7 protein-coding genes are annotated in these 17,029 nt (G+C 73.6%); all 7 read left to right on the forward strand.

The features are described from left to right. The first annotated feature begins 82 nt into the window (after positions 1-82). Genes OG242_RS32615 through OG242_RS32645 form a run of 7 tightly spaced genes read left to right on the forward strand, consistent with a single transcriptional unit; the run spans position 83 to position 16,992 of the window. Positions 83-1,387: a condensation domain-containing protein gene (locus tag OG242_RS32615; RefSeq protein WP_331739075.1), complete on the forward strand. Its 1,305-nt coding sequence runs from the start codon at positions 83-85 to the stop codon at positions 1,385-1,387. Continuing rightward, positions 1,377-7,964, forward strand: coding sequence for an amino acid adenylation domain-containing protein (locus OG242_RS32620; RefSeq protein ID WP_331739077.1), 6,588 nt, complete (start codon positions 1,377-1,379; stop codon positions 7,962-7,964). Before OG242_RS32615 ends, OG242_RS32620 begins: the two co-directional genes overlap by 11 nt. Next, positions 7,961-13,357 (forward strand): amino acid adenylation domain-containing protein, encoded by a 5,397-nt coding sequence (locus tag OG242_RS32625; RefSeq protein WP_331739079.1) that lies wholly within the window; start codon positions 7,961-7,963, stop codon positions 13,355-13,357. Before OG242_RS32620 ends, OG242_RS32625 begins: the two co-directional genes overlap by 4 nt. Further along, positions 13,354-14,496: a saccharopine dehydrogenase NADP-binding domain-containing protein gene (locus OG242_RS32630; protein ID WP_331739081.1), complete on the forward strand. Its 1,143-nt coding sequence runs from the start codon at positions 13,354-13,356 to the stop codon at positions 14,494-14,496. The genes OG242_RS32625 and OG242_RS32630 overlap by 4 nt, the downstream gene beginning before the upstream one ends. Next, a complete protein-coding gene (locus tag OG242_RS32635; protein ID WP_331739083.1) occupies positions 14,493-15,569 on the forward strand; it encodes a Gfo/Idh/MocA family oxidoreductase in 1,077 nt (358 codons plus the stop codon). Before OG242_RS32630 ends, OG242_RS32635 begins: the two co-directional genes overlap by 4 nt. After that, a complete protein-coding gene (locus tag OG242_RS32640; RefSeq protein ID WP_331739085.1) occupies positions 15,566-16,357 on the forward strand; it encodes an alpha/beta fold hydrolase in 792 nt (263 codons plus the stop codon). The genes OG242_RS32635 and OG242_RS32640 overlap by 4 nt, the downstream gene beginning before the upstream one ends. Then, the gene (locus OG242_RS32645; protein WP_331739087.1) at positions 16,354-16,992 is read left to right on the forward strand and encodes an O-methyltransferase; all 639 of its coding nucleotides are present in this window, start codon (positions 16,354-16,356) and stop codon (positions 16,990-16,992) included. Before OG242_RS32640 ends, OG242_RS32645 begins: the two co-directional genes overlap by 4 nt. The last annotated feature ends 37 nt before the right edge of the window (positions 16,993-17,029 follow it).

Genomic DNA, 17,029 nt, shown 5'->3' on the forward strand with positions numbered 1-17,029 from the left:
CGCCGGAAAGGAATCCGAAGGTCCTCTCAGCTTTCTTTCAGCGGCGACGGCCCTGACGACGGCCGGCGTTACGTTGCCGGACGTGACAGCCACCGAGATCCGCCCGTCCGTGGGCCAGACGCTGCTGTGGTTCCTCGACCGCTACCGGGGCGAGGAGGGCGCGCTCAACTGCCCGGTGCTGTGCCGGCTGCGTGGCCCGCTCGACCACGACCGGCTCCGGGAAGCGATCGCCCAGGTGCTCTCCCGGCACGAGGCGCTGCGCAGCACCTTCACCGGTGGGGGCCGCCGCCTCAAGGCGCTGGTGCACCCGGCCGTGTCACCACCGGTGCGCGAGGTGGACCTGAGCGGTGAGCCCGATCCCGAGACGTGTGCCGACCGGGAGGTGGCCGCGGAACTGGGCACCCGCATCGACGCCACCGAGTGCGCCGTGCGCATCACCCTGTGGCGGCTCGCCGAGGACCACCACGTGCTCTGCCTCAACATGCACCACATGGTGACCGACTCGTGGTCCTGCAACGTGATCTTCGAGGACCTGTGCGCCGCGCTGGAGGGGAAGCCCTGCGGCGACGCCCTCGCGTATTCGCGGTTCGCCGAGGAGCAGCGCGAGGCCCTGGCCGGACCCTCCGGGAAGCGGCTGCGGGCCTTCTGGAGCGAGCGGCTGAAGGACCTTACGCTGCCCCCGCTGCCGATGCGCCCGGCCACCGCGGGCGCGCCGCGCGACACCAGGCTCGTGCAGCACGTCCTGGACGCGCCGACGGTCGCCGCGCTGGGCGCCCTCGCCAAGCGGGAGCGGTCGACGATGTTCGTCGCCCTGCTCACCGCGTACTACCGGGCCCTGAAGTCGCTCAGCGGCGCCGAGGACCTGGCGGTGGCGACCCTGTTCGCCAATCGCGGCGCCGAGCACCGGCGCACCGTGGGGTTCCTGGCCAACATGGTGCTGCTGCGGACCCGGCTCGCCGACGGCGACTTCGCGGCGCAGCTGCGGGCCACGCACGGCACGGTGATGGAAGCGTTCGTCCACCAGGCGCTGCCGTTCCAGATGCTGCCGATCAGTCCGGGCGACACCGAACGCAGGCTCGACGACGTGGTGTTCCAGATGATGGCGGACCCGGTGTACTCCACCCGGGCCGGCGGTCTGGACATCGAGGTCCTGGTGCCCGACGACGTCGCCACCCGCTTCGAACTGGAGCTGGTCGCCGTGCCCGATCGGGACACGGTCCGGGTGCTGCTGTTCTACAACCCCGACCGGTTCACCCCGGAATTCGCCGAGTCGCTGCTCGCCGCGTACGTGGACATCTGCACGACCGCCGCCCGCGGCGCGGAGCCCCACACCGACCACGCCGGGGCGCGTCCCCGGCAGCGCATGGGAGGCCACGATGACCAGTGAGGTGACGACTGGACGCGCGCTGTCCACCGAGGAGATCCGCGAGACCGTTGCCGCGCTGCTGGAAATACCGGTCGCGGAGATCGGGCCGGACGAGGACCTCGTCACGCTCGGCCTGGATTCCCTCGGGATGATGAACCTCGCGGCCTCCTGGCAGGAGGCCGGTGTCGAAGTCACCTTCGGCGACCTCGTGGAGGAGCCCACCGTCCGGGCCTGGGCCGTGCTGCTGTCCGGGGCCGACAACGGCTCGGGTCCGCGCGCGGAGGCGGAAGGGGACACGGACGTCGGGACGCAGGAGTTCCCGCTGGCCCCGATGCAGCACGCCTACTGGTCGGGCCGTCAGCCGGGCATGCCGCTCAATACCGGCTCGCACTTCTACTTCGAGTTCGACGTCACCGCCGACGCCGCGCGCTGGGACGGCGCGGTGGCCGCGGTGCGCCGCAGGCACCCCATGCTGCGGGCGGTCGTGACGGAGGGCGGCCAGCGGATTCTGCCGGAATGCCGGGGTCTGGACGAGGTCGTCGACCTGCGGGGGCTGGAGGGGGCCGAGCGCGAACAGCGCCTCGCGCGGCTGCGCGCGACCCTCTCGCAGCAGACGCTGCCGCTCTCCGAGCGCGGCGGGCTCGATGTGCGGCTGGCGCTGCTTCCGGCCGGGAAGGGCCGGCTCTTCCTCGACATCGACATGGTCGTCTGCGACGCGTCGAGCTTCCGGATCGTCGTCGGCGACCTGGCCCGCTGCTACGAGGACCCGGCCGCCGCACCCGGACCGGCCGCACTGACCTTCCCCGAGTACCGCCGCCTGGTCGACGAGCACGGCCGGGAGCCCCGCCCGGAGGACGTCTCCTACTGGCGCGACCGCGCCGAGGACCTGCCCGAGGCACCCTGCCTGCCGCTGGCCGCCCGGCCGGAGAGTGTCGAGCGGGTGGACACCGTCCGGCGGCACGCCTGGCTGGCGCCGGAGACCTACGAACGGCTCTCCCAGCACGCGCGCAGCAACGGACTGACGGTGTCGATGGCCGTCGCCGCCGCCTACGCGGACGTCCTCGCGGCCTGGAGCGAGGACCCGGAGTTCCTGCTCAACCTGCCGGTGCTGAACCGCATCCCGGTGCACCCGGAGGCCGGCCGGATCGTCGGGGACTTCACCGACCTGCTGCTGCTCCAGGTGGCGCCGGACATGCGCAGCCCCTTCGCCGAGCGGGCCCGGACGGTGCAGGAGCAGTACCGGCACGACGCCGCACACGCGGCGTACGGCGGTACCTCGGTGCTGCGCGACCTCGCCAGGACCACCGCCGGGGCGAACCGGCGGGCGGGCGCCGTGTTCACCAGCGCGCTCAGCCTCGGCGAGCTGTTCGACGGCGCGACCCGCGCGGTGCTCGGCGCCCCGGTGTGGATGAGCTCGCAGACGTCGGGTGTGTGGATCGACGTGCAGCTGACCGAGCTCGACGACGGCATGCTGATCAACTGGGAGACTGCGGAGAACCTTTTCGAGGCCGAGGTGCCCGAGGCGATGTTCGGGGCCTTCGTCGACCGGGTGCGGCTCCTGGCGTCGCAGCCCAGTGCCTGGTGGGAGAGCCTGCCGGTACGCCCGCCCGCCCCGCAGCTCCAGGCCCGCCGCAGCGCCAACGACACCCGCGCGGACCTGCCCCGCCGGCCGCTGCACCAGGAGTTCTTCCGGCGTGCAGGCGAGCGAGGCGGGGCGCCGGCGGCGCTCTGGGGCGACAGCCGGATGCTGACGTACGGGGAGCTGGCCGAGCGGGCCCTGCGGCTGGCCCATGCCCTGCGCACCGCCGGTGTCACCGCGGGCGACCGGGTCGTGATCACCCTGCCCAAGGGCGTCGACCAGGTGGTCGCGGTGCTGGCCGTGCACGCGCTGGGCGCGGCGTACGTGCCGGTGGGGACGGAACAGCCCGAGGCGCGGCGGCGCACCGTGGAGTCGGTGTCCGGCGCCCGGTGCGTGGTGACCGCCGGCGCGGCGGCCGGCGGAGCGGTCCCGCACATCGATGTCGCGTGCGCCACCGAGCGCGCGCTGCCCTCGCTGGACCGCCCGGTGGACGTCTCGCCGGACGCCCCCGCCTATGTGATCTTCACGTCCGGCTCGACCGGGGAACCGAAGGGCGTGGAGCTGACCCACGCGGCGGCCCACAACACGGTGGCCGCGTTGAACGAGCGCTACGGGATGGGCCCGGCCGACCGCACCCTGTGCCTGTCGGCGCTCGACTTCGACCTCTCCGTCTACGACATCTTCGGCCCGCTCACCCGCGGCGGCGCGCTCGTGCTGGTCGACGACGAGGAGCGGCGCTCCCCGGCAACCTGGCTGCGCAGGGCAGCCGAGCACCGGGCCACCGTCCTCAACTGCGTGCCCGCCCTGCTCGACATGGCGCTGACCACGGCGTCCTCGCGGCCGGAGCCGGGCGGCTGGCCGTTCCGGCTCCAGCTGCTCGGCGGCGACTGGGCGGGGCTCGACCTGCCGGACCGGGTGCACGCGCTGCGCGCGGACAGCGTGGTCGTGGTCCTGGGCGGCACCACGGAGACCGCGATCCACTCGACCGTCCAGGAGGTCACGGAGGTGGACCCCTCCTGGGCCTCGATCCCGTACAACGTGCCGCTGCCCAACCAGTGCTGCCGGATCGCCGACGAGTACGGCGGCGACCGCCCCGACTGGGTCGCCGGGGAGCTGTGGATCGGCGGCGCCGGGGTGGCCCGGGGATACGTGGGCGCACCGGAGCTGTCCGCCGCGAAGTTCGTCGAGGCGGACGGCGTGCGCTGGTACCGGACCGGCGACCGGGCCCGCTACCGGCCCGGGGCCGTGATCGAGTTCCTCGGCCGCGCCGACCTCCAGGTCAAGGTGAACGGCTACCGGATCGAACTCGGCGAGGCCGAGCGGGCGCTGAGCCTGCACCCCGGGGTGCGCGACGCCGTGGTGATGCCGGTCGCCGAGCACGGCGGAGCGCTGTACGCCCTGGTCACCCCGGGCACGGTCGACACGGAGGCCGTACTGGCCACCGCCGCCCGGCAGGTGCCCCCGTACATGGTCCCCGCCCGTGCGGTCGCCGTCGGCGAGCTGCCGCTGAGCCGCAACGGCAAGGTGGACCGCGCGCGGGCGGCGCGGCTGCTGGCGGCGGAAGTGGGGGAGCGGCTGTCCGCCGGAGTGTCGGACGCCCCGTGCGGCGCGGCGGAGGAAACGGTCGCCGCGCTGTGGGCGGACCTCCTCGGCTGCGGGCCCCTCGGCCGCGCCGCCAACTTCTTCCACATCGGCGGTGACAGCCTCCAGGCCACCCGTCTCCTGGCGGCCCTGGGCCGGCACGAGTACGAGGCCCGGCTCGGCGATCTGTTCACCCATCCCACGGTGAGCGGCTTCGCCGGGACGCTGACGCGCACCGAGGCCCGCGTCCCCGGTACGGTCCCGGCCGACCCGGAACGCCGGTACGAGCCCTTCCCGCTCACCGACGTGCAGCGCGCCTACTGGCTGGGCCGCGACCCCGACTTCGTCCTCGGGGGCGTCGCCTCGTACTGGTACTGGGAGTTCGAGAGCGACCGGGTCGACCTGGACCGGCTGGAGGCCGCCTGGAACACGCTGGTGCGACGGCACGAGATGCTGCGCGCCGTGCTGGACGGCGACGGCGGCCAGCGCATCCTGCCCGAGGTGCCGTACTACCGGTTCACGGTCACCCGCACCACCGAGGCCGGCCACGAGGAGGCGGTCACGGCGCTCGGGGACATGGCGCAGCAGGTGCTCGACGTGACCTCGTGGCCGCTGTTCGACGTGCGCGCCGTGCAACGCGACGACGGGCGCACGGTGTTCGGGGTGGGCTTCGACTACGTGGTGCTCGACGCGCTGTCGATCATGACCATCTTCACCGAGCTCAACACGCTCTACGCCGACCCCGGCCGGGAACTCCCGCCACTGGAGCTGTCCTTCCGCGACTACCTGCTCGCCCAGCGCACCGACCCCGCCGCGAAGGCACGGGACGAGGCGTACTGGCTGGAGGCGATCGAGGAGCTGCCCCCCGCTCCGGCTCTGCCCACGGCCCTGGACCCCGAGCGCGTCGACCGGCCGCGGTTCACACGCGACGAGTTCCGCATCGACGCGGCGACCTGGGAGAAGCTCCGCCGCCGCACGGCCGACGAGGCGCTGACCGCGTCGATGGTCGTGGCGGCGGCCTTCGCCGAGGTGCTGGCGGTGTGGAGCGCCGAGACCTCGACCACGCTCAACCTGACGGTCTTCGACCGGCAGGACGTGCACCCCCAGGTGAACCAGGTGGTCGGCGACTTCACCTCGCTGCTGCTGCTCGGCCACCACAGCAGTCCCGGCCGCTCCTGGGCCGACACGGTGCGCCGGCTGCAGGAGCAGGCGTGGCAGGGCATCGAGCACCGGAACGTCTCCGCCACCTGGGTACTCCAGCAACTGGCCAGGCGCTCCGGGGGCGGGCAGATGCTCATGCCGGTGGTGTTCACCTCCACGCTCGGGGTGAGCGCCGGCTTCAAGGACCTCACCTTCGGCTTCGGTGAGCTGCGCCGCGGACTCTCCCAGAGCCCCCAGGTCGCCCTGGACTGCCAAGTGGTCGAGCGCGACGGCGGGCTCAGTGTCAACTGGGACCACGTCGAGGGCCTCTACAGCCCCGGGGTGATCCCGGCGGCCCTGGAGGCGATGCGCCGGCTGCTGGTGGCGCTCGCCGACAGCGACTGGTCCCGCCCGGCCCCGCCGATCGCCCTGCCCGAAACGCAGGCGGCCGTCCGAGCCGAGGCGAACGCCACCGCCGTGCCCCGTGTCGCGCGCACGCTGCACGAGCCGGTCCTCGGCATCGCCCGCCGCACCCCCGGTGCCGTGGCGGTGCGCACCCCGTCCGGCGAGGCCATGACCTACGCCGAACTGGCCGGGCGGGTGCTCACCGTCGCCGGACACCTCGTGTCGCTCGGTGCGCGGCCGGGCGAGACCGTCGTCGTCTCGCTGCCGAAGGGTCCCGACCAGGTCGTCGCGGTACTCGGTGTCCTGGCCGCCGGATGCGCGTACGTACCGGTGGGAGTGGAGCAGCCGGCCGCGCGCCGCAACCGGATCGTGCGGTCCGCGGGGGCACGGCTCGCCCTCGTCGCGGACCGCCCGGCGTCCGGCGGGGACTGGGACGGTGCGGTGCGGCCGGTGCCGGTGGCCGAGGCGTCGGCGGCCGTACCACTCGCGGAACCGGTGTCCGTCGACCCCGGACAGCTCGCGTACGTCATCTACACGTCGGGCTCCACCGGCGAGCCCAAGGGGGTGGAGATCACCCACGAGGCCGCCGCCAACACCATCGACGACGTCAACGCCCGCCACGGCGTGGGGCCCGCCGACGTGGCCCTCCAGGTCTCGGCCCTCGACTTCGACCTGTCCGTCTACGACCTGTTCGGACTGCTCGCGGTGGGCGGCACCGTGGTGACCCTCACCGAGGACGTCCGGCGTGAGGCGGCCGTCTGGGCCCGGCTCGCCGCCGAACACGGGGTCACCGTGTGGAACACGGTTCCCACCCTGCTCGACATGCTGCTGGTGGCCTGCGAGTCGGGCGTGAGCCTGCCCGCGCTGCGGGTGGCGATCGTCTCCGGCGACTGGGTCGGCCTCGACCTCTGCGACCGGCTGCGGGCCGACGCCCCGAACGCCCTGCTCGTCGCCATGGGCGGCGCCACCGAGGCGTCGATCTGGTCGAACGCCCACGAAGTGACCGCCGTCGACCCCGCCTGGGTGTCCGTCCCGTACGGGCGCCCGCTGGGCAACCAGCGCTTCCGCGTGGTCGACCCGCACGGCCGGGACCGGCCCGACTTCGTGCCCGGCGAGCTGTGGATCGGGGGCTCCGGTGTGGCGCTCGGCTACCGCGGCGACCCGGACCGCACCGCCGCCTCCTTCGTCACCGCCGGGGGCGAGAGGTGGTACCGCACCGGCGACCTCGGCCGCTACCACCCCTCGGGGGCGCTGGAGTTCCTGGGCCGGCGCGACCACCAGGTGAAGGTGCGCGGCCACCGGATCGAACTGGGCGAGATCGAGACCGGGCTGCGCGAACTGCCCGGTGTGGCGGGGGCGGTGGCCTGGGTCGACGTCAGCGCGGGCGTGCACCGCCTGGCCGCCGTCGCCACCCCGGAGCGGGGCGCGGAACCCGCTGCGGCGGGGAAGCTGCTGGCCGCGCTGGCCGAGCGGCTGCCCGCCCACATGCTCCCCGAACACCTCACCGTCGTCGAGCGGCTGCCGCTGAACGCGAACGCCAAGGTCGACCGCGCCGCCGTCGCGCGGACGTACGGACTGCGTCACACGGCGCGCGAACCCGGGGTGGACGACCGTCCGCGCGGGGACACCGAACGCGCGGTGGCCGAGGTGTGGGCCGAACTGCTGGAGGCGCCCGGGGCGGGCCGCGGTGACGACTTCTTCGGCCTCGGCGGTGACAGCCTCACCGCCACCCGGATGATCCAGCAGTTCACCACGCGCTTCGGCGTGGAGCTGACGCTGCGCCAGCTGTTCAACCATCCGACCATCGCCGGGATCGCCGCCGTCCTCGACGCCGAGATCTCCGGCAGCCACCCGCGCCAAGCCTCCGTCCGACTGGAAGAAGGTGTTCTGTGACCGCCGCCGACATCATCAGCGAACTCGAACAGGCCGGACTGCATCTGTGGGAGGACGAGGGCAGACTCCGCTTCCGCGGCCCGGAAGGGGTCATGACGCCCGAGCGCCGTGCCCTGCTCTCCGGCTCCCGGGAGGACGTGCTGCGGGTCCTGCGCGAGCGCAGCCCGCAGCAGGTGCGGCCCGACCCCGACGCGGCCCACGAGCCGTTTCCGCTCACCGAGGTCCAGTCGGCCTACCTGCTGGGCCGCCGGGGCGCCTTCGAGTACGGCTCGGTCCCCTGCCACGCCTACGGCGAGCTGGAGTTCCCCGCGCTGGAACGCGACCGGCTGCTGCCCGCCTGGCAGCGCGTGGTCGACCGGCACGAGATGCTGCGCGTGGTCATCGACTACGACGGCTTCCAGCGGGTACTGAAGGACGCGCCCGCCCCCGTCATCCCGTGGCACGACGCGACCGCGCTGCCCCCGGCAGCGGGCGACGGGATCCTCCGCGAGGTCCGCGGCCGGCTGTCGGCGGAGTCCAAGGACGTCACCGAATGCCCGCTGTACTCGCTGGAGGTCACCGAGCTCGCCGACCGGGCCGTCCTGCACTTCTCCATCGACTTCCTGATCGCGGACTACGTCAGCATCTACCGGCTGCTGGACGAGCTGGGCCGGTTCTACGAGGACCCGGACGCCGCCCTCCCGGCCCCCGGGATCACCTTCCGCGACTACCTCCGGGCCGAACGGGCGGTGCGCCAGGGGCCCGCGTACGAACGCGACCGCGACTACTGGACGGCGCGGCTGGACAGTCTGCCGCCCGCCCCGGAGCTGCCCCTGACCGACCGGCCCAGCCGGCAGGGCGCGGCCGGATTCACCCGGCGCGAACTGGAGCTGGAGCCCGCGCGGTGGTCGGCGCTCAAGAACCGTGCCGGGAAGCAGCGGATCTCCGCCTCGACGGCCGTGATGGCCGCGTACGCCGAAGTGATCGGCCGCTGGAGCCGCAGCCCCCGGTTCACGCTCGACGTGACGGTGCTCAGCAGGCTCCCGCTGCACCCGGACGTGGGCGACGTCGTCGGCGACTTCACCTCCGTCGAGCTGCTGGCCGTCGACGGCGGCTGCGCCGGCACCTTCGCCGGGCGTGCCCGCCGGGCGGGCGAGCAGCTCTTCGAGGACCTCGACCACCGCCTCTTCTCGGGCGTGGAGGTGCTGCGCGAGCTGACCCGCCGCCGGGGCCAGCAGGGTTCGCTGATGCCGGTGGTGTTCACCAGCGCCATCGGCCTCTCCGACGGCCTCGCCCCACAGGGCATGATGCGCTCCCGCATTCGCAACGGCATCAGCCAGACGCCGCAGGTCTGGGTGGACTGCCAGGCGATGGAGGCGGGCGGCGCGCTGCTCGTCAACTGGGACGTACGGGACGACACCGTGCCGCAGCCGGTCCTCGACGACATGTTCGCCGCGTTCCGCGACCTCCTGCACCGCCTCGCGGACGGGGACGACGCGTGGGAGGGCGACCCGCTCGCCCTGCCCGCCCACCAGGAGCGCCGGCGCGCCGCCGTCAACGGCACGGACCGGCCCCTGAGCGACGCGCTGCTGCACCGGGCGCTGCTCGACACGGCGGCCCGGACCCCCGGCGCCCCCGCGGTGACCGACCACCGCGGGAGCGTCGACCACGCGACGCTCACCGGCCGGGCCGCCGCCGTGGCCGCCGCCCTCACCGCGCGGGGCCACCGGCCCCACCAGCGGGTCGCGGTCGTGCTGGAGAAGGGCTGGGAGCAGGTCGCCGCCGCGCTCGGGGTCCTGCTGGCCGGCGGCACCTACGTGCCGGTCGAGGCGAGCCAGCCCGACGCCCGGCGCAACAGGATCATCGAGTCCGCCGGGATCGGCCTGGTGGTCGCGCACAGCGCGGTCACCGCCGAACTGCCCGAAGGAGTCGGACGCATCGACGTGGACGGCCTGTCCACGGCCGACTTCGACGAGGTCGTGGTCTCCCCGGACGACTCGGCGTACGTCATCTTCACCTCGGGCTCGACGGGCGAGCCGAAGGGCGTGGAGATCAGCCACCGCGCGGCGGTCAACACCCTGGACGACGTGTGCCGCAGGTTCGCGATCGGCGACGACGACGTGGCGCTGGGCCTGTCGAGCCTCGGCTTCGACCTGTCGGTCTTCGACGTCTTCGGCGTCCTCGGCCGGGGCGGCACCCTGGTGCTGCCCGACCCGGCGCGGCGCAGCGACCCCTCGCACTGGGCCGAACTGATCACCGGCCACGGGGTGACGGTCCTGAACACGGTGCCCGCCCAGATGATGCTGCTGGAGGAGTACCTGCGCGGTGACGGCCGCGACTGCGCGAGCGTGCGCCTCGGCCTGATGTCCGGCGACTGGATACCCGTGACGCTCCCGGACGGCATCCGCGCCCGGCTGCCCCGGGTGGAGCTGTACAGCCTCGGCGGGGCGACCGAGGCGTCGATCTGGTCGGTGTTCCACCCGATCGGCGAGGTCGACCCGGCGGCCGCGAGCATCCCGTACGGCACCCCGCTGGAGAACCAGCGCTTCCAGGTGCTCGACGCGTTTCTGCGGCCCTGCCCCGACCTCGTCGTGGGCGACCTGTACATCGTCGGCGCCGGACTCGCCAAGGGCTATCTCGGCGACCCGGAGAAGACCGCGGCGAGCTTCTTCGCACTGCCGGACGGGGAGCGGGTGTACCGCACCGGCGACCTCGCCCGCTACCTGCCCGACGGCACCCTGGAGTTCATCGGCCGCGACGACCGGCAGGTCAAGATCCGCGGCCACCGCATCGAACTGGCCGAGGTGGAATCGGCGTTGGCCGCCGATCCGCAGGTCGACGCGGTGGCGGTGGCCACGCAGGGCGAGCGCAACGACCGCAGGCTGGTCGCCTTCGTCTCGCCCGCACCCGCCGACCCGGCCGGCCGCGCCGTGGACACGGAGCTGGTCCCCGAGGTGCTGGCCGCCGCCGACGAGATCCGCGACGGCGTGGACGTGGCGAAGGTGGTCGAGTTCGCGGCCGTGCTCGACGACGCGGCGCTGCGCCGCATGGTCGACGTCCTGCGCCGGGAAGGCGTGTGGCCGGACACCGCGACGCGGCACAGCACCTCCGAGATCATGCGGCTGGCCAGGGTGGCGCCCCGGCACGAGCGGCTGGTGCGCCGCTGGCTGGCCGCCTGCGTGGAGAACGGTTACCTGGACCGGGCAGCGGACGGCACCTTCGGCTGTCTGCGCCTGGTGACCCCCGAGGACGTGGAACAGGCGTGGCGCGAGGTCGACCGGCTGCTGCCGGAGGCCAACGACCGCCCCGAGCTGGTGGACTACTTCAAGCTCGCGGCCACCCACCTGCCGGAGCTGATGCGCGACGAGCGCGACCCGCTGCGGATGCTCTTCCCCGAGGGGGACCTGAGCATCCACGAGGCCGCCTACATGGAGGGCTTCCTCTCCCGCTACCTCAACCGGCTGGCCACCTCCACCGTGCGGGGCGTGGCCCGGCGCAACACCTCGGACCGCCCGCTGCGCGTACTCGAGGTCGGCGCGGGCGTCGGCGGCACCAGCGTCGACACCATCCCGGCGCTGGACGGCGAGAACGTCCGCTACACCTTCAGCGACGTCTCGCAGTTCTTCCTCAACAAGGCCGGCGAGCGGTTCGCCGAACACCCCTGGGTGGACTACGCGCTCTTCGACTTCAACGAGCCGTACCGCGAACAGGGCGTCAGGCCGAACTCGGTGGACGTCATCCTGTGCGGCAACGTCATGCACTACGCCAAGGACGCCCGCGCGGTCCTGCGCCGCATGCGCGAGGCGCTGGTGCCCGGCGGATGGCTGGTCTTCATCGAGACGACCCGCGACAACTACCAGATCCTCACCTCGATGGAGTTCCTCTTCGACGCCACCGCCGGGGATTTCCAGGACGTGCGCCACGGCAAGGACCAGACCTTCATCGGCCGAGGGCAGTGGTACGACCTGCTCGCCGAGGCCGGCGCCGACCTGGAGCTGTGCGTCCCGGCACCGGAGGACGAGCTGGCGCGCATCGGGATGCACGTCTTCGCGGCCCGCTTCAAGACCGACCGCGAGCCGCTCGACACCGGGGAACTGTCCCGGCGGCTGGCCGAACGGCTCCCGGCGGAGATGATCCCGTCGCGCTTCGAGGTGCTGGACGCACTGCCCCTGACCGACAACGGCAAGATCGACCGCGCCACCCTGGCCCGGTGGGCCGGGGAACACGGCACGGCGGGCGCCACGGCCGCCGGGGAGGACGCCCGCGAAGCCGGCGAACTGGAACAGGCCGTCGCCGCCGTGTACGCGGAAGTGCTCCGCGAGACGGACATACCGCTCGACGCCAACTTCTACGCGCTGGGCGGGGACTCGCTCCTCGCCGCCCAACTCGTGACCGCGCTGCGCGCACAGGTGCCGGCCGCGGCCGACGTCTTCTTCGACGAGCTGCTGCGCGAGCTGCTGGGCGGCGCGTCGGTGGGCGAGCTGTCCGCGTTCCTCCAGCAGGGCCAGGAGACGGCCGAGGACGGCGGCGCCGGTGACGAACTGGTGCTGACCGGCACGGCGGACGCACTCGGCAACCCGGTGCACGTCCTGGTCGGCGACGACCTCGGCGGCAACGGGGAACGGCTCGCCGCCGGCCTCGGGACCCGCGACCCGGTGGTGGTGGTACCGCCGGTACAGGTGACCGGGGGGCAGAGCCTGGACGACGTGGCGCAGGAGATCGTGGCACGGCTGAAGGTGCTGAGCCCGGGGCCGTTCCACCTGGCCGGTGCCCACAGCGGAGGTGTGCTCGCGCTCGCCGTCGCCCAGCAGCTGACCGAACTCGGCACCCCGGTGTGCGGGCTGACCGTGCTGAGCAGCTACCCGCTGCCCGCCACCGTCCGCGACGACCTCCTGGAGGAGGCGCTGTTCTGCCTGAACCGCGGGCAGGACCCGGCCGCCCTCGGCTACCCGGACGCGTCCGCCCTAGGGCCGGCGCTCGCCGAGCTGGCCCCCGCCGGCGACATACCGCCCGGCGCGCTGGCCGGGCTGGCGGGCCGCGACGAGCCTCGGCTGCGGGCCGTCGGCGAGACGGCCGCCGCACTCGCCGCGCGCCCGCGCGAGGACAGGCTGGCCGCCCTCGCCGCGACCGTGGGGACCGGTGCGGAGGAACTCGCCGAACGCCTCGCGCGCGGCCGGGCGCTGGCCGCCGCCGTCGCCGCCCACGACCCCGGCCTGTACACCGGGGAGGCCCGGCTGCTGGTCCACGAGGAGGAATCCCCCCTCTGGCCCGCGATGGCCGCCGACATGACCGCCCTGTGGGAGTCGGTCTGCGTGGGCGGACTCGTGCGGCGGACCGTGCCCGGCGACCACTTCACCTGCCGTGACCTGGTCACCTCCGAGGTGATCGACCTGCCCGACGAGGAGGACGCGTGAGCGAGTACAGCACCCCCGCGGTCGCGGTGGTCGGCGCCTACGGTGCCGTCGGCGAGGCCGCCGTACGAGTCATCGCCGACCGCATGCCGGACGCCGTCGTACGGCTCGGCGGGCGCGACCGAGAGCGGGCCGAGACCCTGCTGGCCAAGTCCGGGCTGCGCGGCGAGGCGGCCGAGGTGGACCTGTACGACGGCCGGTCGCTGGCGGCCTTCTGCCGCGGCGCGCGGACCGTCCTCAACTGCGCGGGCCCCTCCTACCAGGTCCTCGACCGGGTGGCCTGGGCCGCGGCGGCGGCCGGCGCCGACTACGTCGACCCGGGCGGTGACGAACCCCTCCTGGAGGCGCTGACCCGGCCGGGCACCTTCACCGGCACCGCGGTCATCACGGCGGGCATGCAGCCGGGCCTGACCGGTCTGCTCCCGCGCCATCTGTGCTCCACCCTGAGCCACCCGCGACGGCTGACGGCCTACATCGGCACGATGGACCGGCTCACCCCGGCCGGGGCCGCCGACTACCTGCTGTCCATGGGCGGCGCGTACGGGGAGGCCCGCGGCGCGATCAGGGGCGGCATCCGCGTGGAACGCGAACTGGAGCCGCGTACCGGCGTCGAACTGGCCTACGCGCGGGGCCGGGTGGACGTCTACCCGTACCTGAGCTTCGAGTCCGCCAGGCTCCCCGAGATCACCGGGCTCACGGAGATCGACTGGTACAACGTCTTCGAGGGCGGCGCGCACATGATGAACTGCCTGAGCAGGCTCCAGGGAGCGATGCGCGGCGAGTCCGCCCTCGCCGAGGCGGCCGGGGAACTCACCCGCGCGGCGGCGCTCGACCTGTTCGGCCGCGACCCCTTCCAGCTCATGCTGTTCGAGGTGTCCGGCACCGACGACGCCGGCCGGCCGGCCACCCGCAGCCTGGTCCTGCGCGCCGGCGACACCTACGCGCTGACCGGGCTCGCCGCCGCGCTGGCCGTCCTGGCGGTGCTCGACGGCGGGACGGAGCCGGGCGTGCACTTCGGCTCCGACGTTCTCGACGCCGGGACCGTGCTCGCCGCCCTGCGGGCCGAGCCCGCGGTCGAGCTGCTGGAGCTCCTCGACCGGCCGATCCTCGCGGACCGTGCCATGGAGGAGGGAGAGCTGTGACCCGCCCGCGCGTCCTGGTGGCCGGCACCGGTTTCGGCCGTGCCTACCTGGCGGCCTTCGAACGGGCGGCCTTCGACTTCGAGCTGGCCGGCATCCTCGCGTCCGGAAGCGCCCGCAGCCGCGCCTGCGCCGCCCACTACGGCGTACCGCTGTGGAACACGGTCGAGGAGGTGCCCGACGGCATCGATCTCGCCTGCGTGGTGATCGGCGGGGTGATGAACGGCGGCCCCGGACCCCGGATCTCCCAGGAGCTGATGCGTCGCGGTGTGCACGTATTACAGGAACACCCGCTGCATCCGGACGAGTTGGCCCAGTGCCTGCGCGCCGCCACCGCGTCCGGAGTGGTGTTCCGGCTGAACACGCACTACCCGCACGTCGAGCCGGTGCGCCGGTTCATCGGCGCCGCCCGCGATCTGGTCGCCCGGCAGCAGCCGCTCTTCCTCGACGTCACCTGCGCCTTCCAGGTGCTCTACACGGTCTTCGACATCCTGGGCCGGGTGCTCGGGTCGATCCGTCCGCACGGCGTCGACGGGGTGCTCGCGGAGACGCCGGAGGCGCCGTACCGGAGCCTGACCGGCCGCTTCGCCGGTGTCCCGATGTCCTTCCGGCTCCAGAACGAGCTGGTGCCCTCCGACCCGGACAACTACAGTCACCTCTTCCACCGCATCACCCTCGGCACGGACGGCGGACACCTCACCCTCGCCAACACCCACGGCCCTGTGCAGTGGAGCATGCGCCCCCACATGCCAGGCGACATGCGGGACCTGGTGCGCTTCGGCGACTCCGCCGCCCCGCATCTGGAGGCGCCGAGCGTGGAGCACCTGGGACCGGCGGAGGGCGCCTCGTACCGGGAGGTGCTGCGCGACCTGTGGCCCCAGGCCACGGCCCGGGCCATCGCGGCGACCTGGGAGGATGCCCGCTCGCACGCCGACAGCCGGGGGCACGTGCAGTACCACATGGCCCTGGCGAAGCTGGCGATGAGCGTGAGCGAGGCCTGCGGGCCGGTGCGCCTGCGTCACCCGAAGGCACCCCCGGAACTCCTCGCCGCCTCGGACCTGCGGGAGGCCCCATGAGCACCGGTGTCCCGAATTCGTGGCTGCGCTGCTACTTCCCCCGGCCCGGGGCCGCACGGCGCCTCGTGTTCTTCCCGCACGGCGGCGGAGCGGCGAGCTTCTACCGCCGGCTCACCCGCGACCTGCCCGAGGACGTCGAGGGCATGGTGGTGCAGTACCCGGGCAGGGAGGACCGCATCGGCGAGCCCTGCTGCACCGACATGCCCGGCCTGGCGGAGCCGCTGGCCAAGTCGCTGACCCAGCTGGACGACAGGCCGGTGTGGTTCTTCGGGCACAGCATGGGCGCCTCCGTCGCGCACGAGGTCACCCTGCTCCTCGGCGCGGCGGGCGAAGCGCTGCCGGAACGGCTGATCGTCTCCGGTCGGCCGGGACCGGCCCGGCAGCGCCCGGACGACAAGCACCTGGACGACGAACGGCTGTGGAACGACGTGTGCCGGCTCGGCGGCACCGACGCGCGGCTGCTGGAGCTGCCCGGCCTGCGCGAGATGACCCTGCCGATGCTCCGCGCCGACTACCGGCTGGTGGGCACCTACCGCCCCGGCACGGGCCGGGACATGTCGGTGCCGGTGAGTGTCTGTTACGGCACCGAGGACCCCGAGGTCGAGACGCCCGACGCCGAGGCATGGGCCGGGGCCACCACGGAGCGGACCGAGCTGAAGGCGTTCCCGGGTGGCCACTTCTACCTGCGCGACCCCGCCCACGAGGAGCTGACGCACTGGCTGGCCGCGCGGCTGCGCGGAGGGCGCGGGCAGACCGACACCGACCCCGCGGGAAGGAACCGGGAATGATCGTACGACCCGTCGTGGACAAGTACGCCGAGGAGCTGTCCTCTCCCGCGCCGCCTTGGCTGGCCGACCTGGTCACCGACACGGAGGCCGAGACGGAACTGCCGGCGATGATGGTGGGGAGCCTGGAGGGGGAGTTCCTGGCCTCCCTGGTGTCCGCCCTGCGGCCCCGCCGCATCCTGGAGATCGGCACCTTCACCGGCTACTCCGCGCTCTGCATGGCCCAGACGATGCCGGACGACGCCGAACTCCACACCTGCGAACTGAGCCCGCTGCACGCCTCGATCGCGCGCAAGCACTTCGCGGCCTCCCCCTGGGCCGGGCGGATCCACCTGTGGGAGGGACCGGCCCTGGCCTCGGTCGGGGACCTGCCCGGCCCCTTCGACCTGGTCTTCGTCGACGCCGATAAACCCGGGTACATCGACTACTACGAGGCGGTGCTGCCGAAGCTGTCCCCCCACGGGCTGATCCTGGCCGACAACGTCCTCCAGTTCGGCGGCGTCGCCAACGAGCGGGACCAGCAGCCCGACACCGTCGCGATGCGCGCGTTCAACGCACACGTCGCGGCCGACCCCCGGGTGCGGCAGAGCGTGCTCACCGTGCGGGAAGGCGTGAGCGTCATACGGCGGGCCGGCTGACCCGACCCGCCGCACACGCGACGGCGCCCGGACCGCA

Origin of the sequence: Streptomyces sp. NBC_00727 (assembly GCF_045161745.1) — a bacterium.
Taxonomy (GTDB): domain Bacteria; phylum Actinomycetota; class Actinomycetes; order Streptomycetales; family Streptomycetaceae; genus Streptomyces.